Origin of the sequence: Pleomorphomonas koreensis DSM 23070 (genome assembly GCF_000425185.1) — a bacterium.
GTDB classification, from domain to species: domain Bacteria; phylum Pseudomonadota; class Alphaproteobacteria; order Rhizobiales; family Pleomorphomonadaceae; genus Pleomorphomonas; species Pleomorphomonas koreensis.
The window spans coordinates 41,126-59,350 of record NZ_AULH01000006.1 but is presented as its reverse complement, the minus strand read 5'-3'; the positions used below and the strand labels follow the sequence as shown (position 1 = coordinate 59,350).

Annotated in this window: 13 protein-coding genes; 2 read left to right on the top strand and 11 right to left on the bottom strand. The window is 67.9% G+C overall.

Annotation, left to right across the window (positions count from 1 at the left end; all coding sequences use genetic code 11):
• Positions 1 to 14: 14 nt before the first annotated feature.
• The 5 genes from H512_RS0103710 to H512_RS0103690 all read right to left on the bottom strand — a co-directional run bounded on the left by H512_RS0103710 (position 15) and on the right by H512_RS0103690 (position 6,860).
• Complete coding sequence (locus H512_RS0103710) at positions 15 to 1,508, bottom strand: FGGY-family carbohydrate kinase (RefSeq protein ID WP_026782326.1); 1,494 nt, start codon at positions 1,506 to 1,508, stop codon at positions 15 to 17.
• 118 nt (positions 1,509 to 1,626) lie between these two features.
• A complete protein-coding gene (locus H512_RS0103705; RefSeq protein ID WP_026782325.1) occupies positions 1,627 to 3,216 on the bottom strand; it encodes an FGGY-family carbohydrate kinase in 1,590 nt (529 codons plus the stop codon).
• Positions 3,217 to 3,291: 75 nt separating this feature from the next.
• Positions 3,292 to 4,290: an ABC transporter permease subunit gene (locus tag H512_RS0103700; protein ID WP_084798285.1), complete on the bottom strand. Its 999-nt coding sequence runs from the start codon at positions 4,288 to 4,290 to the stop codon at positions 3,292 to 3,294.
• Entirely contained in the window at positions 4,283 to 5,776 is a 1,494-nt protein-coding gene (locus tag H512_RS0103695) for a sugar ABC transporter ATP-binding protein (RefSeq protein ID WP_026782323.1), read from the bottom strand. Before H512_RS0103695 ends, H512_RS0103700 begins: the two co-directional genes overlap by 8 nt.
• A gap of 172 nt (positions 5,777 to 5,948) precedes the next feature.
• Complete coding sequence (locus H512_RS0103690; RefSeq protein ID WP_210162660.1) at positions 5,949 to 6,860, bottom strand: substrate-binding domain-containing protein; 912 nt, start codon at positions 6,858 to 6,860, stop codon at positions 5,949 to 5,951.
• Between the two features lie 288 nt (positions 6,861 to 7,148).
• Between H512_RS0103690 and H512_RS22395 the strand changes: the two genes are divergently transcribed.
• Positions 7,149 to 8,057 (top strand): AraC family transcriptional regulator, encoded by a 909-nt coding sequence (locus H512_RS22395; protein WP_169507125.1) that lies wholly within the window; start codon positions 7,149 to 7,151, stop codon positions 8,055 to 8,057.
• Between the two features lie 7 nt (positions 8,058 to 8,064).
• Here H512_RS22395 and H512_RS0103680 read toward each other — a convergent pair whose 3' ends face one another.
• The 3 genes from H512_RS0103680 to H512_RS0103670 all read right to left on the bottom strand — a co-directional run bounded on the left by H512_RS0103680 (position 8,065) and on the right by H512_RS0103670 (position 13,974).
• Positions 8,065 to 9,627: an FGGY-family carbohydrate kinase gene (locus H512_RS0103680; RefSeq protein WP_026782321.1), complete on the bottom strand. Its 1,563-nt coding sequence runs from the start codon at positions 9,625 to 9,627 to the stop codon at positions 8,065 to 8,067.
• Between the two features lie 140 nt (positions 9,628 to 9,767).
• Positions 9,768 to 12,872, bottom strand: coding sequence for a UvrD-helicase domain-containing protein (locus tag H512_RS0103675; RefSeq protein WP_026782320.1), 3,105 nt, complete (start codon positions 12,870 to 12,872; stop codon positions 9,768 to 9,770).
• 178 nt (positions 12,873 to 13,050) lie between these two features.
• Complete coding sequence (locus H512_RS0103670) at positions 13,051 to 13,974, bottom strand: LysR family transcriptional regulator (RefSeq protein ID WP_026782319.1); 924 nt, start codon at positions 13,972 to 13,974, stop codon at positions 13,051 to 13,053.
• 206 nt (positions 13,975 to 14,180) lie between these two features.
• Here H512_RS0103670 and H512_RS0103665 point away from each other — a divergent pair, with 206 nt between their 5' ends.
• The gene (locus tag H512_RS0103665) at positions 14,181 to 14,846 is read left to right on the top strand and encodes an HAD family hydrolase (protein WP_026782318.1); all 666 of its coding nucleotides are present in this window, start codon (positions 14,181 to 14,183) and stop codon (positions 14,844 to 14,846) included.
• 112 nt (positions 14,847 to 14,958) lie between these two features.
• Here the strand turns inward: H512_RS0103665 and H512_RS0103660 are convergent, their stop codons facing one another.
• The 3 genes from H512_RS0103660 to H512_RS0103650 form a co-directional block, all read right to left on the bottom strand.
• Entirely contained in the window at positions 14,959 to 15,753 is a 795-nt protein-coding gene (locus H512_RS0103660) for an ABC transporter ATP-binding protein (RefSeq protein WP_026782317.1), read from the bottom strand.
• Positions 15,750 to 16,631 (bottom strand): ABC transporter permease, encoded by an 882-nt coding sequence (locus tag H512_RS0103655; RefSeq protein ID WP_026782316.1) that lies wholly within the window; start codon positions 16,629 to 16,631, stop codon positions 15,750 to 15,752. The genes H512_RS0103660 and H512_RS0103655 overlap by 4 nt, the downstream gene beginning before the upstream one ends.
• Before the next feature lie 112 nt (positions 16,632 to 16,743).
• The gene (locus H512_RS0103650; RefSeq protein WP_026782315.1) at positions 16,744 to 17,700 is read right to left on the bottom strand and encodes an ABC transporter substrate-binding protein; all 957 of its coding nucleotides are present in this window, start codon (positions 17,698 to 17,700) and stop codon (positions 16,744 to 16,746) included.
• Positions 17,701 to 18,225 lie beyond the last annotated feature (525 nt).

The window sequence follows — 18,225 nt, the reverse complement described above, 5'->3', positions numbered from 1 at the left end:
AGGTCGTTGGCGGGTCACCGGCCGGCCGGCAGGGTGGACAGGGTTTCGGCAAGGCGCCGGAAGGCGGCATACTTGTCGCGATAGGCGGCAAAGCTGGCGGCGTCCGGCTCGACCAGCGCGCCGGACGGGCACATCGCGGCCATCGCTTCGGCGAAGCCCTTGTGGACGCCCGAGCCGACGGCGGCGGCGATCGCCGCGCCGAGGCAGCCGGACTGCTCGACGTGCATCACCTCGACCGGCATCTCGGAGATGTCGGCGACCATCTGCATCCACGGCTTGGAGCGGGTCGGGCCGCCGGTGAGGCGCAACGTCTTGTCGCGGCCCGACAGCTCGACGATGCGTTCCAGATGGACATGCTGGGAGAAGCAGATGCCCTCGTAGACCGCTTGCAGCACCTGGCCGAGGCCGTGGGCGTTGGCGAGGCCGTGCAGGCCGGCCGAGAGGTCGTCGCCGAGGTTGGAGGCAAAGAGGTAGGGCAGGAACTGGATGCCGGTGCCGGCCTTGGGCAGCGCCGAGATCATCAGGTCGGCCTGACGGTAGATGTCGGGCATGCCGCCGAGGAAGGTGCGGACGAACCATTCGAGGTTGCCGGCCGAGGTGGGGCTGCCCTCGTGGACGAAGTAGCGGTCCGGCATGCAGTAGCGGCCCCAGATGTAGGGCCAGGTGTCGCCTTCCGGCTTCAGGATGCGGTCGGTGGTCCAGGTGACGATGGTCCAGGTGCCCATCACCACATTGACGAAGCTCGGATCGGCGAGGCCGGCGCAGACGGCGGCCGACACCACGTCGAAGAAGCCGCCGAACACCGGCGTGCCGGGCTTGAGGCCGGTCTCCTCGGCCGCCTTGGCGCCAAGGCCGGCGACGCATTCCTCCGAGCCGACGACCGGCGGTAGGCAGCCTTCCATCTCGTCGATGCCGAACATCCGGAACAGGGCCGGATCGTAGGCGCCCTTCTCGACGTTGTAGAGGTTGCTGCCGGAGATGTTGGTGATCTCGGCGGCGAACACGCCGGTCAGCTTGTAGCGGATAAAGTCGTGCGCCATCAGCACGTGGCGGGTGCGGCGGTAGTTGTCCGGCTCGTTGGCCTTCATCCAGGCGAGCAGCGACACCGGGTGGCCGGTCCAGAGCTGCTGGTAGCCGTAGGGGTAGCCGGCGGCGTCGAGGCCCTTGGCCTTCCAGTCCTTGACGATGGACAGCGCCCGGTTGTCCGAGGAGATGATGCCGTTGCGCACCGGCTCGCCGTCGGCGTCGAGGGCGTAGAGGCCCTTGCCGTGGGCGGAGAAGCTGATGCCGGCGATGTCCTCGGGCGCGACGCCGCTCTCGGCGACGACGCGGCGGATCGTCTTGACGACGATCCGCCACATGGCGTTCATATCGCGCTCGGACCAGCCGACGTGGGCGGCGACACCGTTGTCGACCTCGGAAGCCACCGCCTTCTCATGGCCCTCGGCGTCGTAGAGGCCGCTCTTGATGACGGTTCCGCCGATGTCTATTCCGAGAAAGTAGGTCACGGCTCTGGTCCTTTGAAAGGCTGTTCGGGCCGGCCGGAGGCCGGGCAAGAGGGGTCCGTTCCGCCGGAGGAAGGGGCCGGCGGCCGGGGATCGTTCGGGTCGGGCGGCTGGAGGTCGGTCAGCCGGCGGCGAGGAGGCCGCGGTATTTCATCTGGTCGTCGGCCATTTGGCGGAAGATGCGGTATTTCCTGTCGTGGAAGGCGGCGGTCTCCGGCCGGGGCAGCGTCACCGACACGTCGCCGGCCATGGCCAGCATGGCGTCGGTGAGCGCCGGATAGAGACCGGCGGCGGTGGCGCCCAGCATGGCCGAGCCGAGCAGCATCGCCTCGCTTTCCGAGATGATTTCGATGGGAACGCCGATGACGTCGGCGAACTCGCGCACCCAGAGCGGGTTCTTGGCGCCGCCGCCGCAGAGGCGGATGCGCTTGATGGCGTAGCCGTTGGCGTTCATGGTCTCGATGATGTGGCGCGTGCCGTAGGCGACCGACTGAAGCGCCGCCAGATAGCGGACGGCGAGGCCCTCCAGCGTGTCGTCGAGCTTCAGGCCGACCATCATGCCGGTCAGCGTCGGGTCGGCCAGCGGCGAGCGGTTGCCGAGATAGTAGCCGAGCAGGTGGAAGTCGCGGGTGGGGAAGGGGTTCTCGGCTTCCAGTGTCTTCACCAGCTCGTTGAGACAGGCGTAGGCCGACCGGCCGGTGCGGGCGACTTCCTTCTCCAGCGCCGGCCAGGCGGCGCTGTCGCGCAGCACGAAGTCGACCAGGGCGCCGGCGGCGCTCTGTCCGCCCTCGGCCAGCCAGTAGCCGGGCACCATGGCGCCGTGATAGGGGCCCCAGACGCCGGGCACGAAGTGGCGGTCGCGGTTGGAGGCCATGTGGCAGGCCGAGGTGCCGGCGATCACCGCCAGCGCTTCCTCGGGCTTGTCGCCGAGCACGCCGACACCGCCGGCATGGGCGTCGATCAGGCCGACGGCCACCACCACGTCCGGCGACAGGCCGAGTTCGGCGGCGGCCTCGGCGGTCAGCCGGCCGGCCGGGGTGCCTGCCTCGACGATCTCGTCGCCGATGCGGTTGTCGTCGATCAGCTCGACGAGGTCGAGTGCCTCAAAGAACGGCCGCGACCAGCGCTTCTCGTGGTGGAGGTAGGTCCACTTGCAGACGGTGGTGCAGGCCGAGCGCACGGTGCTGCCGGTCGAGCGCCAGCTCAGGAAGTCGGCGAGGTCGAGGAACAGGGCAACGCGCTCGTACTGCGCGGGCAGGTGGGTCTTCAGCCAGCGGATCTTGGGGATTTCCATCTCGGGCGAGATGGCGCCGCCGACGAAATCCAGCACCTCGTGGCCGCCCTTGTTGATGGCTTCCGCCTCGGCAAGCGCCCGGTGGTCCATCCAGACGACGACGTTCCACTGATCGTCGCCGCTCTCGGAGACCGACACCGGCTTGCCCCTGGCGTCGACGGCCACCAGCGAGCAGGTGGCGTCGTAGCCGATCGCCTTGATGCTCTCCACCGGCACGCCGGCGGCGGTCACCACGGCGCGGACGCATTGCACGACGCCGGCCCAGATGTCGTCGGAGGACTGTTCGACATGCAGCGGCCGCGGCCGGTTCATGCGGATCGGGCGGTCGGCGACGGCGAGGCGTCCGCCGCGCTCGTCGAACAGCGCCGCCCTGACGCTGCCGGTGCCAACATCCACGCCGATGACATACGCAGTCATGACCAACCTCTTGCCGCTTTTCCTGCCGGCCGGATCGGGCGATCCGGCCGTCTCACCTGGGGTTCCGCCGCAGTCTCAGCGCGAGTTCTGCTTGCGGAGGTAGCCGATCAGCACCGCCACCAGCAGGATCACGCCCTTGACGACGCGCTGGCTGTAGGGGGAGAGGCCGATCATGTTCAGGCTGTTGTTGAGCACGCCGAGCAGCAGGGCGCCGATCAGGGTGCCGACGATGTGGCCGCGGCCGCCGGTGATCGCCGTGCCGCCGAGCACCACCGCCGCGATGGCGTCGAGTTCGATGCCAATGGCCGAGTTGGGCTGGCCGGACAAGAGGCGCGAGGTCTGGATCATGCCGGCGATGGCGGCGGTGCAGCCGGAGATGGCGTAGACCATCAGCTTGATGCGGGCGGTGCGGATGCCCGACAGGATGGCCGCGTCCTCGTTGCCGCCGACGGCATAGACGTAGCGGCCGAGCGGCAGGCGGTTCAGCACGAAGTAGGCCACCGCGAAGACGGCCAGCATGATCAGCGTCGGGATCGGCAGGCCGAGCACGTATTCACGACCGATGAAGCCGTATTCGCGGTCGATCGGCAGCGGATAGCCGTTGGTATAGATCAGGCCGAGGCCGCGCGGGATTTCCATCATCGCCAGGGTGACGATGATCGGCGGCAGCGCGAAGCGGGCGATGAAGAAGCCCGACACGGCGCCGGTCAGCGTGCCGCCCATGATGGCCAGGAGAGCCGCCGCCCAGAAGGGGAAGCCCATATTGGCGATCATGCCAGCCATCATCGTCGAGGCGAGCGCCACGATGGCGCCGACCGACAGATCGATGCCGCCGGTCAGGATGACGAAGGTCATGCCGACGGCGATGATGCCGGTGATCGACACCTGACGGGTGATGTTGAGCAGGTTGTCGACCGTCAGGAAGTTGTCGTTCATCGACGCGGTCAGGACCATCAGGACGATCAGCGCGACGAAGGAAACGAACTCCGGCCGGGCGACGGCCGCCTTGGCAAGGCCGACCAGACCGCCGGTTGGCTCGCGCGACTTGGCATCCGCGGCAGCAGCTTCACCCATTTTCACCTCCCGAAGCGTAAAGCATGATTTTTTCTGAGTTTATGTCGTCGCCGGTCAGCGTGGCGCGGATGGAGCCGTAGCGCATGACCAGGACGCGGTCGCAAATGCCGATCACTTCCGGCAGGTCGGACGAGATCACCACCACGCCGAGGCCCTGGGCCGCCAGCTCCTGCAGCATGACGTAGATCTCGGCCTTGGCGCCGACGTCGATGCCGCGGGTCGGTTCGTCGAAGATTAGCAGCTTGCAGTTGCTGGCCAACCAGCGGGCGATGATCACCTTCTGCTGGTTGCCGCCGGACAGCTCCGACACCGTCTTGAGGTCGGAGGTGGTGCGGATGCGCATGCGGGCGATGAAGCGGTCGCTGAGCGCTTTCTCCTTGCGCGGCAGCACCATGCCGAGCTTGTTGGTCAGCCGGTCCAGCGTGCTGACCACGATGTTGGAGCGGATGGAGAAGGGCAGGAACAGGCCGGTGCGCTTGCGGTCTTCCGGCAGGTAGCCGATGCCGTGGGTCAGCGCCTCGTGCGGCGAGCGCAGCTCGATCGGCTTGCCCTCGAACAGCACGTCCTTCTCGATGGAGGGATCGCGGCCGATCAGCGACAGGAAGCTCTCGGTGCGCTTGGCGCCGACCAGGCCGGCGATGCCGAGGATCTCGCCGCGCCGCACCTCGAAGGAGATGCTGTCCGAGCCGGGGAAGCGCAGCTTGCGCACCTCCATGATCGGCGCCTCGGCGGCGTCGGCGACGCCGCGCTTCGGCGGGAAGGCCTGCGTCACCTCGCGGCCGACCATCTTGGAGATCAGCTGGTCCTGGGTGCAGCCGTCGACCGGGCCGGTGTAGACGTGGCAGCCGTCGCGCAGCACCGACACCGTGTCGGCGATCTCGAAGATCTCCTCGAGGTGATGGGAGATGAAGAAGCAGCCGACGCCGAGGCCCTTCAGGCGCTCGATCACCTCGAACAGCTTCTTGACCTCACGCGGGGTCAGCGTCGCCGTCGGCTCGTCGAGCACCAGGAAATTGCACTTGAAGATGGTGGCCTTGACGATTTCCACCGACTGCTGCTCGGCGACCGTCAGATCGGCGACCGGCCGGTCGAGCGGGAAATGCATGTCGAGCTTGTCGAGGGCCTCGCGGGCCATGCCGCGCATGGTGCGGCCGTCGAGCGTGCCGAACTTGGTGCGGATCTCGCGGCCGAGAAAGATGTTCTCATAGGCGTTGAGATGGGGAACCAGGCTGAATTCCTGGAAGATGATGTTGATGCCGAGCTTTTCCGATTCCCGCGTGCGTGTCGGGTGAACGGTGGCGCCGTCGATCAGAAGCTCGCCCTCGTCGGCCTGGTAGACGCCGGACAGGATCTTCATCAGCGTCGACTTGCCGGCGCCGTTCTCACCGACCAGCGCATGAACCTCGCCGCGCTTCAGCGACAGCGAGACGTCGTTGAGGGCGACGATGCCGGGGAACCTCTTGGTGATGTGTTTCATTTCGAGCATGGCGGAACCCTCGGGGCAGGCTGCCGATCGGCGGCGCTGATCGGACCGTCCGGAAAATCCGGTTCGTCGCGGGGAGGGGAGCCGGACCGGACCCGGGGAGAGCGTACTCTCCCCGTTGTTCCCGACAAGGGGAACGCGGCCGGCGGGCTGTCCTTCCCCGCGACGTGTTCGATTACCAGGCGAAGGTCGCCGCGTTGGTCTTGTCGACGAGCTCGACGTCGATCGGGATCACGGCCGGCACATGGGCGCCCATGTACTTGGCGAGCGCGATGGCGAGGCCGATGCGCATCTGGTCACGCGGATACTGGGCGGCCGTCGCCTTGAAGGCGCTGCCGGCGGCGATCGCCTTGGTCGCCTCGGGGGCGCCGTCGACCGACGTCAGGACGATGTCCTTGCCCGAACCTTCGATGGCGGCGAGAGCACCCATCGAGCCGCCGTCGTTGACCGAGAAGACACCCTTCAGGTCGGGATGCGACTGGATCATGTTCTCGACGACGTCAACGGCGATGTCGCGCTCCTGGCGGCCGTTCTGGATGTCGACCAGCTTGACGTCCGGCGCCTTGGCCAGGGCGTCCTTGCAGCCGCGGACGCGCTCGAGGATCGGAACCACGGCGATGCCGTCGAGAATGGCGACTTCACCCTTGCCGCCGATCTCCTTGACCAGCGCGTCGCAGGCGAGCACGCCGGCGTCGTAGTTCTTGGAGCCGACGAAAGCGTCGACGCCGGCGGCCTGCGCGTCGACGGACACCACCGTCACGCCCTTGGCCTTGGCGGCCTCGACGGCGCTGCGCACGCCCTCGGAGTCGGTCGGGTTCACCACCAGGATGTTGACGCCCTTGGACACCATGTCCTCGATGTCGCTGAGCTGCTTGGAAACGTCATGACGCGCGTCGGCAACGTAGACTTCCGTATTGTCGCCGAGCAGCTTGGCGAAAGCCGTGACTTCCTCGTTCATGACGATGAAGTAGGGGTTGTTCATCTCCTGAAAGGAAACACCGATCTTGGGAGCATCCTTGGCGAGAGCAGCACCGGCCGACAGAACAAGCGTCGCCGAAGCGGCGAGCAGGGCCGCTTTTGCATGGATATTCATAACGTCTCCTCCGTGATTATTGCCTTTCGGCCAAACCGTTTTAGCCGACCGACAATAGGAGCCCTAGACGATTTTCCTGATTTCTCTTGTACTATTTCTACCCCATCATTGAGTCGTCAGCGGAATTCGCCATGCCGCTTAGCCTTTGGTCTGAGTGGCAAGCGCGATCCGGACGTCAGTCTTGACAGGGGGCGCCGGCCTTCGATCATGCCCCGAAGGACCGGCGGCCGGCCGGCGGACCGAAAGCCTGCCGGCGACAGACCGGCCGATGAAGGATTGAAGATGCCCGAGATGAAGCCGTCGCTGGAGGTGAACGACAACAGCCTCGGCAATTCCTTCCGCTTTCAGCGCTGCGGCTGGCCGAACGACAGCGGCAAGTGGCATTTCCATCCGGAATACGAGTTGCACCAGATCGTCCGGACCAGCGGCAAGCTGTTCATCGGCGACGCCGTGCTGAACTTCCGGCCCGGCAGCCTGTTCCTGATCGGTCCCTACACGCCGCACAACTTCGTCAGCGACGTGCGCAACGGCGCCGTGGTGCCCGAGCGCGACCTGATCCTGCAATTCCGCAAGGAGTGGATCGAGGCCAGCGCCAACGTGCTGACCGAGCTGCGCCAGCTCCGCCCGGCCTTCGACGAGGCGGTGTTCGGCGTCGAATACGGCGGCGAGACGCTTCAGGCCGTCTACGCCCTGATGAACCGCATCGACAGCGAGGAGCCGCTGGACCGGCTGATCTCCTTCATGCGCATCATCGACCACCTGAAGCAATGCCGCCGCAAGACGGTGCTGGGCACCTCGCGCTACTTCATCGACACGCGCACCGCCTCGCTGAGGCGTTTCAACAAGGTGGTCGACTATATCCGCGAGCATATCGAGGAGGACGTGTCGATGGAGGCGGCCGCCGACCTCGTCGGCATGAGCTACAAGATGTTCTCGCGCTGGTTCATCGAATGCACCGGCATCGGCTTCCGCCGCTACGTCATCAAGACGCGCATCAACAAGTCCTGCGAATACCTGTTCTCGACGTCGCGCTCCATCCAGGAGATCTGCTTCCTGGTCGGCTTCAACAACGTCTCCAACTACAACCGGCTGTTCCGGCAGATGATCGGCGTCACGCCCACCGACTTCCGCCGCAAGTCGCAGGAGGCGCTCGGCTACGACTTTCCGATGGAGGGCTTCGCCGCCGCCTGAGCGGCCGTCAGGTCTCGTTGACGGTGGAGAAATAGGCCTTCATGTGCTCGTAGAGGCGCTTGAAGTTGTCGAAGCCGCGCTCGTAGACGGCGTTGGCGGCCGGGTCCGGCGTCAGCACGCGCGCCTCCTGGCGGACGCCCAGCCAGTCGACCATCTGCTGCCGGTCGATCATGCCGACGCCATAGGCGGCCAGCACCGCCGCGCCATAGGCAGATTTGCCGCTGTTGGGCAGCACCCGCACGGGACGGCCGGTGACATTGGTGATGATCTCCACCCAGAGATCGGATTTCGACACGTCGCCGACCACGGTGAGCTGGTCCTCAAGGCCGGGGAAGGCGGCGCTGCCATAGTCGATGTTGTTCTTCAGCGCGTAGGCGACGCTTTCCAACATGGCCCGGTAGAGGTGCGACTTGGTGTGGTTGAGCGTCAGGCCGGTGACGGTGCCGCGGGCGTCGACGTCCCAGATCGGGCTGCGCTCGCCCATGAAATAGGGCAGCACCATCAGGCCGTTGGAGCCCGGCGGGATGGCCGAGGCGTGCTCGTCGAGAAGATCGTAGGCCGAGATGGCCCGCTTGCCGCCGCCGGTCAGCGATTCGACCAGCCGCTCGTTGTCGGCGAAATTGTCGCGGAACCACTGGAGCACCGAGCCGGAGGTCGCCGAGCCGCCGTAGGAGTAGGTCAGCGTCTCCGAGTCGATCACATAGGGCATGGAGACGAGGCCGGGGAAGCGGTCGGCCGTGGCGTGGATGAAGCCCCAGCAGGTCGACGAACTCAGCATGGCCGCGTGCTGGCCCTCTTGCACCACGCCGGCCCTCAGCGTGGCGATGGCCGCGTCGACGCCGCCGGCGCAGACCGGCAGGCCCTCGGGGAGGCCGAGCATGCCGGCGCCGGCCTTGTGCAGCTTGCCGACCACCTCCTGCGAGCCGACCAGCCGCTCGGGGAAGAAATACTGGGGGATGTCGAGGAGATCGGCCATCTCCTGCGACCAGGCACGCTTGCCCAGGTCGTAGACGCCTCCGATGTTGCAGGCCTGCGAGTGGTCGATGGCGATCTCGCCGGTCAGTCGGTAGATGATGTCGGCGTTGGGCGGCAGGAAGTAGTTGATGCGCGACCAGACGTCCGGCTCGTGGTTCTTGATCCACAGGATCTTGGTGAAGCCGAAATAGGAATCGGCGCCGTTGCCGGTGATGGCGTAGAGGTCGTCCTCGCCGATCATCTGGCGGACGCGCTCGCTCTCGGTCTTGGCGCGGCGGTCGAGCCAGAGCAGGCAGGGGCGGATCGGCTGCATGCCGACGTCGACGGGGATGCCGGTGCCGCCGCCGATCGCCGATATCGCCATGCCCCGGACGCTCTGCGCGACGACGCCGGCGCGCAGCAGCGTCTCGCGCACCGCATGCACGAACGCCTGCAACCAGACTTCCGACGATTGCTCGGCCCAGAGGTTGTGCAGGCTGACGAAGCCGTATTCCGCCCGGCCCTGGCCGAGAATGCGGCCGTCCCGGTCCACCAGGACCGCTTTCACCGACGACGTGCCGAGATCGACGCCCAATACGCAATCGGTGCCGTTCATCCGCCTCTGGTCCTTTTCCGTTTCCGCCCCCTGAAGCGGCGGGATTCTGCTGCCCGCCTGCCCAGATCAGCCATACTAGTCCATTCCGTCGCAGAGGGGCAATCGGCGGATTTCAAACGATTGGGTGTGCAGGAATCCGCCTAGAACAGGCTGAGCTGGCGCGTCCGCCATGGCCGCCGGGCGGCCGCCCCGTCGGCCTGCACGAGGCCCGGCGGAAGCCGTTCGAGAAAGCGCGACGGCGGCGCCGGCCGCACGGCGCCCTGCCGGAAGCGCTCGGCGGCGCGGCTGAGGAACAGCCGCTCGCCGGCGCGCGTCATGGCGACGTAGAAGAGGCGCGCCTCCTCCGCCTGCCGCGCCGCATCCCCGGCCGGATCGGCGCCGCTCCAGGAGAAGGGCACCAACCCGTCCTCGAGGCCGACCACGAAGACGATGGGAAATTCCAGGCCCTTGGCCGCATGCATGGTCAGAAGCGACATCCGGTCGGCGCGGGCGTCGCGGAAGTCGGCTTCGGTGGAGAGGAGGGCCGCCTCCCGGAGACGGGCCGGGTCGCCGGCGACCGCGTCGGAGGCGGCGAGCGACGCGAGCCAGCCGCGCGCCTCCGACAGCGCCGCCGCGTCGGCCGCCTCCTGCCGCCGCGCCGCTTCGGCGGCCTTGGCGATGCGGGCGGGGAGGGGTTCGCCCGTCTCGTCCGCCGCCAGCCCGTCGAGGACCGCCGTCACGCCCGCATGACTGGCGAGCGGCGCCGGCGAGCTTTTCCTGAACGGGATGCCGGCGCGATCGAAGGCCGTCCGCAAGGCGGCGGCCTGCGCGTCGGTGCGATAGAGCACGGCGCAGTCGGCAAAGCCCAGCCGCCGCTCGCCACCGCGCCGCTGGCGATTGGCGGCCAGCATGTCGTGGCCGCCGAGCAGGTCCTCGATCGTCGCGGCGACGAAATCCGCCTCCGCCGCCTCGTTGGCGGCGGTGTGCAGCGCGATCGGCTCGCCCATCGGCCGGGTGACGCCGTCCGCCTGTCGGCCGAGGAAACCGGCGGCGGCCGTGACGATGGTGCCGGTGGAGCGATAGTTGCGCGAGAGCCGCAGCGTCGGCGCGGCGGGATAGTCGCGGCCGAAGCGCTCGAAACAGGCGGCGTCGGCGCCGCGAAAGCCGTAGATCGCCTGATCGGGATCGCCGATCACGCAGAGATTGCCGCCCTTGCCGGCGATCAGTTGCAGTAGGCGATATTGCTGCTCATCGACGTCCTGGAATTCGTCGGCCAGCACGTGCGAGAATCGCGACTGCCACAGCGCCGCGATCTCCGGATGATCCTCGAACAGCCAGACGGCGAGCGCCACCAGGTCGTCGAAATCGACCCAGTTCCGCGCCCGTCCGATCCGGTCGAGCGCGGCGCGCGCCTCGGCGGACTCGCCGGCGCCGGGCGTGCCGGTTCGCTTCAGCACCGACACTGCCTTGAGCAGCCCTGCGGCCCGGCTCTGGCCGATGCCCAGCGCCTCGGCCAGCGCCGCCTGCCGCTCCGTGTCGTCGGCGATGCGGAAATCCGGCCCGAGCCCGACGAGAGCGCCGTGGTCGCGCAGGATCGTCAGGCCGAGCGAATGGAAGCTCTCGACGGCCACCTGGCGGGCGTGGTCTTCGAGCAGCACGGCGAGCCGGGCGCGCATCTCCTCGGTCGCCTTGCGGGTGAAGGTGACGGCGAGGCAGGCGGCGGCCGGCACGCCGCGCTCGCGGATGAGATGGGCGACGCGATGGGTCAGCATGCGCGTCTTGCCCGAGCCGGGGCCGGCGATCACCATCAGCGGGCCGTCCGTCATCGCGGCGGCGCGCGCCTGATCGGCGTCGAGGCCGGCGAGCAGGCCGGTGGCGCCGGGCGACGAGGGGGCGTCGATCGCCGGGGCAGGAGCGTCGTCGGCCGGCGCGGCCTCCGCGACCGGCGGCTTTGGCGCCCGCGCCTTGCGCTGGCGCGGCGCGTCGAACAGCAGGTCGCCCTTGACGCGGCGATCGAGTTCGCCGTCCTCGAACAGCCTGATCACCCCGTACTCGCCGTCGTAGCCGGCGTCGCGGATCACCTCGCCGGCCCGGAGCCGCGCCACGGCCTCGCCGAGCAGCGGATGCAGCCGGTTCACCTCCTCCAGCGGCGCCGTATCGAGGAGCGCCAGCTCCGGGCCGAGCGCCGCCAGCACCCGATCATAGGTCTCGGCCACCTTCTTGGAGCCGACGCCGCTTGCCATGATCTCCGACAGGATTTCCGGCAGCGGCACCAGGCTCGACACCTCGCCTGACGTCGGCAGGGTCACGGCTTCGCCGTCGCGGCGGTCGGACAGCGTGGCGATGCGGTGAGCGACGCCCACGGTGACCGGCCGGCCGCACACCGGGCAGCGGCCGCCGAGCGCCAGCGTCTCCTCCGGGTCGAGCCGCACGCCGCAGGCGCGGTGGCCGTCGAGGTGGTATTTGCCCTCCTCGGGGAAGAACTCCACCGTGCCCTGGTAACCGTCGCCGGTCTCCAGCGCGCGGCGGATGGCGAAGTAGTCGGGCTCGCAGGAAAAGCGCGTTGCCTCGCGACCGAGCTTGCCCGGCGAATGGGCGTCGGAGTTGGACACCAGGCGATAGCGGTCGAGGAAGGAAACACGCCGGTTCATCTCCGGATCGGACGACAGGCCGGTCTCGACGGCGAAGATGTGGCCGGCGAGGTCGCCGTAGCATTCGGCAATCGAATCGAAGCCGGACTGCGAGCCGAGCACGGCGAACCACGGCGTCCAGATATGGGCGGGGATCAGATAGGACTCCGGCCCGGAGGCGAGGGCGATCTCCAGGAGATCGCGCGAGTCGAGGCCGAGGATGGGCCGGCCGTCGGATGCGATGTTGCCGACGCGGGCGAGGCTGGCGGCCAGCCGGTCGGCGGCGTCGAGATCGGCGGCATAGATCAGGTGGTGGATCTTCCGCGTCTTGTCGCCCTTCTTGTAGATGGTGGAAATCTCGGCCGACAGCATGAAGGACACCGGCCGCCGGCAGGCCGGCGGCAGGGTCGCCCACAAGTCCTTCTCGATCTCCGGCCGCAGCCGGAACAGGCCGGAGCCGTCGGGCACCAGCTTGTCGCGGATTTCGGCCAGCCAGACCGGATGCACGCAGTCGCCGGTGCCGACCACGCCGATGCCCTTGCGCGCCGCCCACCAGAACAGGTGTTCGAGATCAAGGTCGCGGCTGGTGGCGCGCGAGTATCTGGAGTGAACGTGGAGATCAGCGATGAAGGTCATGGCGCGCCGTTTCATCCGGGGCCGGCGAGGGTGGCCCTTTGCATCCAGCGGAAGACGGGAAGCATTGAAGCCGGCGAGAGGCAGGCTGCGACATCTTAGGCGGAATATGTGCCGCCCTGGAAGCAGGATTTCGCGGGCCGGGGGCGGCATGTCGACCGGCAAATCGTGACCGCCGGCTTCAGGCGGCCGCCTCTTCCTCATCCTCGTCGACGCGGCGGGCGGCGATCAGCAGGTCCATGAAAGCCTTGGGGGCACCGTCGAGCAGCATCTCGCCGTTGCCACCCGAGAGCGTGGCGACCGCCAGCTCCCAGCACATCTGCGGCTCGGCGAGCCGGACGACGCCGAGCGCCCCGGCCGCCGCCTCGGCGATCGCCTCCGGCACCAGCGCCACGCCGAGGCCGCGCGACACCAGCTCGATCAGCGTGCCGAGGTCGTTGACCTCGAAGGCGACGCGGCGCCCGACACCGGCGTGGCGGAAGCCCGCGTCGACCAGCTGGCGCGTGCCCCAGGCCTGCTCGAAGTCGACGAAGGGCTCGTCGCGGAAGGCGGACAGCGGCACGCCGCTGTGGCCGGCCAGCGGGTGGTCCTTGGCACAGATGGCGACCAGATATTCGCAGGCGATCATCCTGGTGGCGATGCCGCGCGGCGCCTCGATCAGCGGCACGATGGCGAGATCGATGGAGCCGGAGCGGATCTTGTCGACGAGATGGTCGGCGTTGCCCTGGCAGAGGCGCACCTCGATGGCCGGATAAAGCTCGTGGAAGGCGGCGAGCAGGGCCGGCAGGTCGACGAAGGCCGGCAGGCTCTGCACCGTGCCGATGGCCAGGCGCCCGCGCGTCAGGCCCTGCACGGCGGCGACGGCGTCGCGCGCCTCGCGCACCGCTTCGAGGGCGAGCCGGGCCTTGTCGAGAAAGACGCGGCCGGCGGCGGTGAGCTGCACCTGGCGGGTATTGCGCATGAACAGCCGGGCGGCAAGCTCGTCTTCCAGGGCACGGATCGACGTCGACAGCGCCGACTGCACGATGTTGACGCGGCGGGCGGCCCGGGTGAAGTGCATCTCCTCGGCCACGGCCACGAAATGCTGAAGCTGGCGAAGTTCCATTTATGTCCGCTACATTGTGCTTGTGGCGAGATCAATACAGCCCACGCGTTCGGGTGAAAAGATGAAAAGTCGCGCAATCCGCTCTCCTGCCGGGCGGCGACGATCCGATCGCCGGCTTCGGCCCGGCGGCGCGGCTGGACCCGGCGGGGTGCCCGGTGTATGGAGGGCCGCTTCCAGACGATCCCGAGAGCCGGAGTCCGCCGCCGATGTTTTCCCATGCTCTGCTGTTCGACATGGACGGAACGCTGACCAACAGCGATCCCTTCCATCACGAGGCCTTCGTGGAGTTCGGCAAGGCCTATGGCGTCGACATCGACGAGCCGACCTTCCTGAAATACGTCTCCGGGCAGGCCAATTCGCTGATCTTCAAGAACCTGTTCCCGCATGTCGCGGCCGACAGCCATCCGCGGCTCGCCGACGAGAAGGAAGCGTTGTTCCGGCGGTTGATCGTCGGCCGTCTGAAGCCGATCGACGGCCTGATCGATCTGCTTGACTGGGCGGTGGAGCGCAAGATCGGGCTCGCCGTGGTGTCCAACGCGCCGCGCCCCAACGTCGTCGACATGCTGGCGCAGATCGGCGTCGCCGACTATTTCCACACCATGGTGGTCGGCGGCGAGCTTGAGCGCGGCAAGCCCGACCCGCTGCCCTATCTCACCGGTCTCGAACGGCTGGGCGTGCCGGCCGACAAGGCCATCGCCTTCGAGGACGCGCCGCCGGGCCTCAAGGCGGCGCACGCCGCCGGCATCGTCACGGTGGGGCTCACCACCACGCTCGATGCGGCGACGGTGAAGAAGAACGGCGCCGACATCGCCGTGCCGGACTACCGGGCGCCGGAGCTGTGGGCGCTGATCGACAGGGTGCTCGGCAACTGAGGGGGAACGCCGTTCCCCCCGAGATGGTCCGCCTCCGCGGACCATGCCGAACTGCAATGATTACAATGTCATCCTCCGCGGAAGCGGAGGATCTCCGGCGGGAAAAGGCGCTTCAGGCGATCAGCAGTTCGTCGTCGTCGAGCGTCTGGCCGCGGACCCGGCGGAACATGGCGATCAGGTCCTCGACCTCCAGCGTCTTGCGGCTGTCGCCCTCGACGTCGAGCACGATCTCGCCGCCGTGCAGCATGATGGTGCGATCGCCGTAATCGAGCGCCTGCCGCATGGAGTGCGTCACCATCAGCGTGGTCAGCTTCTTGTCGTTGACGATCCGCTCGGTGAGCTTCATGACGAACTCGGCCATGCCGGGATCGAGGGCGGCGGTATGCTCGTCGAGCAGCAGCACGTCGCAGCCGGCCATCATCGCCATGACCAGCGACACCGCCTGCCGCTGGCCGCCCGACAGCATGGACATGCGGTCGGTCATGCGGTTTTCGAGGCCGAGGTCGAGTTCGGCGATCTTCTCGCGGAACAGCTTGCGGCGGCTGTGGCCGAGCGCCAGCTTCAGGCCGCGCGTCTTGCCGCGCTTGTGGGCGAGGGCGAGGTTCTCCTCGATCGACAGGGCGCCGCAGGAGCCGGCCAGCGGGTCCTGGAAGACGCGGGCGACGCGGCCGGCGCGGGCGGCGGTCGGCTGCTTGGTGACGATGGCGTCGCCGATGCGAACGCAGCCTTCCACCGGGATGACGTCGCCGGCCAGCACGCCGAGCAGCGTCGACTTGCCGGCGCCGTTGGAGCCGATGACGGTGGTGAAGGAGCCTTCCTTGATGGTCAGCGAGACGCCCGACAGCGCCTTCTTCTCCAGCGGCGTGCCGCGCCCGAAGACGACGTGGATGTTGTCGAGGGAGATCATGAGGAGAGCACTCCCCGCTTGAGGCGCGGCAACACCAGCGCAAAGGTGACGAGCACGGCGGTGACGAGGTTGAGGTCGGACGCCTGCAGGCCGAGCACGTCGCTGGACAGGGCGAGCTGGATGGCGATGCGGTAGAGGATCGAGCCGACGACGCAGCCGATCAGCGCGATCAGGATGCGGCGGGTGCCGAACAGTGTCTCGCCGATGATCACCGCGGCGAGGCCGACGACGATGGTGCCGACGCCGGAGGTGACGTCGGCAAAGCCGTTGGTCTGGGCGAACAGGGCGCCGCCGAGGGCCACCAGCGCGTTGGACAGCGCGATGCCCAGATAGATCTGACGATCGGTGTTGATGCCCTGGGCGCGGGCCATGCGCGGGTTGGCGCCGGTGGCGCGCATGGCGAGGCCGGCGTCGCTCTCGAGATAGCGCCAGACGATGAGCAGCGCCACGATGGCCAGCACCAGCAGGAACAACGGCCGCACCATGAAGTCCCTGAGGCCATTGCCGTAGAAGGGCGTCAGCATGGTGTCGACCGAAAGCAGGGCCACGTTCGGCCGGCCCATCACCCGGAGGTTGACCGAGAACAGGGCGATCATCGTCAGGATCGACGCCAGGAGGTTGAGGATCTTGAAGCGGACGTTGAGCGTCGCCGTGACGAGCCCGGCCAGCGCCCCGGCTACCATCGACACGGCGGCGGCGAACCAGGGATTGATACCGGCCATGATCAATACGGCGGTGACGGCCGCGCCGAGCGGAAAGGTGCCGTCGACGGTCAGGTCGGGAAAGTCGAGGACGCGGAAGGCGAGATAGACGCCAAGCGCGACGAAGGCATAGACGAGGCCGAGTTCGACGGCCCCCCATAAGGCAATTTGGCTCACGCGCAACGATCCTTGTGCTGGATGTCCCGCGGGCGAACGCGGGGCGGGGCATCCCTTTCTCCGGAGCGCGCCCCGCCGTACCCGACGGCGACGGCGGGGCGCGGCGCCGTTGTTACTCGATCACCTTGGTGGCGCGGGCGACGACGGCCTCGGGCAGCGTCACGCCCATCTTGGCGGCGGCGCCCTTGTTGACGACGAGGTCGGTGCCCTTGGCGATGGTCGCCGGGATGTCGCCGACGGTCTCGCCCTTCAGCACGCGCACGACGATCTCGCCGGTCTGCTTGCCGACGTCGTAGTAGTTGAAGCCGAGGGCGGCGATGGCGCCGCGCGACACGCTGTCGGTATCGGCGGTGAACAGCGGCAGCTTCGATTCGACGGCGACGCCGACGGCCGATTCCAGCGCCGAGATGATGGTGTTGTCGGTCGGCACGTAGACGGCGTCGACCTTGTCGACCAGCGCGCGCGTGGCGCCCTGCACCTCGGCGGTCTTGGTGGCGGCCGATTCGACGACCTCGATGCCGGCCTTGTCGGCCTCGGCCTTGAGGGCGGCGAGCAGCGACACCGAGTTGGCCTCGCCGGAATTGTAGAGGAAGCCGAGCTTCTTCACGTTCGGCAGGATTTCCTTGATCAGGGCGATGTGCTCCGCCACCGGCGACATGTCGGAGAGGCCGGTGATGTTGCCGCCGGGCTTGTCCATGCTCTTGACGAGCTGGGCACCGACCGGATCGGACACCGCCGAGAAGACGATCGGGATGTCGTGCGTGGCGGCGGCGACGGCCTGGGCGGACGGCGTCGAGATCGGCACGATGACGTTGGGATTCTCGCCGGCGAACTGGCGGGCGATCTGGGCGGCGGTGGCGGCGTTGCCCTGAGCCGACTTGTAGACGAAGGTCAGGTTTTCGCCCTCCTTGTAGCCGGCGGCGGCCAGCACGTCCTTGACGCCGTCGCGGACGGCGTCGAGCGCCGGATGTTCGACGATGGCGGTGACGTCGACCGTGACGTTCTCGGCATGAACCGGCAGGGCGACTGCCGCGACGCTGGCGGCGACGGCAAACAACAGGGCACGCATACAACTTCCTCCATCATTGGTCCGGACTCTTGTCCTGGACGTGGTTCCGCTCCGGGTTTTGAAGGTCTTAGGTAATCCCGGCGACCGAATCAAGCACGCCGAATGCCGGATGTGCACGAATTGATCGTCATGCGGCATCCTGGTGACGAAAAGCGCCATGAGCGAGTTTGCCCGCGACTCTTCTATGCTGTCCCGGCAGCGGCGGCCGCCGATCCCGTGCATGAGGACCCTTGCGTCAATCTGAGATGTTCCGATGGGAGTTGCGAGGCGCCGATCGACGCTGACCGGGCCGCTTCCCGAAGGCGCCGCAAGAGCCGGCAAGCTGCCTGCCGCGAGCGCTCCCGCCGCCGTGACATATTGAAAAGACGTGGTTCGTCGCCGTGGCGGATAGCGCACTGCTTGTTCGGCGGGTGCGGCCGGCGGGCGGCGATAGGAGCAGCTTGCCCGGTTGCCGCGCCCGGTCCCGGCCGGCACCTGACCATTCGTCGATGTGCTCAGGATTGTCTCTTGCCAAGGCGGGGCGTT

Excerpts from the sequence above, each read along its gene's own strand:
- H512_RS0103650 (WP_026782315.1), bottom strand. The coding sequence starts at position 17,700 with ATGCGTGCCCTGTTGTTTGCCGTCGCCGCCAGCGTCGCGGCAGTCGCC.
- H512_RS0103665 (WP_026782318.1), top strand. The coding sequence starts at position 14,181 with ATGTTTTCCCATGCTCTGCTGTTCGACATGGACGGAACGCTGACCAAC.
- H512_RS0103705 (WP_026782325.1), bottom strand. The coding sequence starts at position 3,216 with ATGACTGCGTATGTCATCGGCGTGGATGTTGGCACCGGCAGCGTCAGG.
- H512_RS0103675 (WP_026782320.1), bottom strand. The coding sequence starts at position 12,872 with ATGACCTTCATCGCTGATCTCCACGTTCACTCCAGATACTCGCGCGCC.
- H512_RS0103660 (WP_026782317.1), bottom strand. The coding sequence starts at position 15,753 with ATGATCTCCCTCGACAACATCCACGTCGTCTTCGGGCGCGGCACGCCG.
- H512_RS22395 (WP_169507125.1), top strand. The coding sequence starts at position 7,149 with ATGCCCGAGATGAAGCCGTCGCTGGAGGTGAACGACAACAGCCTCGGC.
- H512_RS0103680 (WP_026782321.1), bottom strand. The coding sequence starts at position 9,627 with ATGAACGGCACCGATTGCGTATTGGGCGTCGATCTCGGCACGTCGTCG.
- H512_RS0103695 (WP_026782323.1), bottom strand. The coding sequence starts at position 5,776 with ATGCTCGAAATGAAACACATCACCAAGAGGTTCCCCGGCATCGTCGCC.
- H512_RS0103700 (WP_084798285.1), bottom strand. The coding sequence starts at position 4,290 with ATGGGTGAAGCTGCTGCCGCGGATGCCAAGTCGCGCGAGCCAACCGGC.
- H512_RS0103670 (WP_026782319.1), bottom strand. The coding sequence starts at position 13,974 with ATGGAACTTCGCCAGCTTCAGCATTTCGTGGCCGTGGCCGAGGAGATG.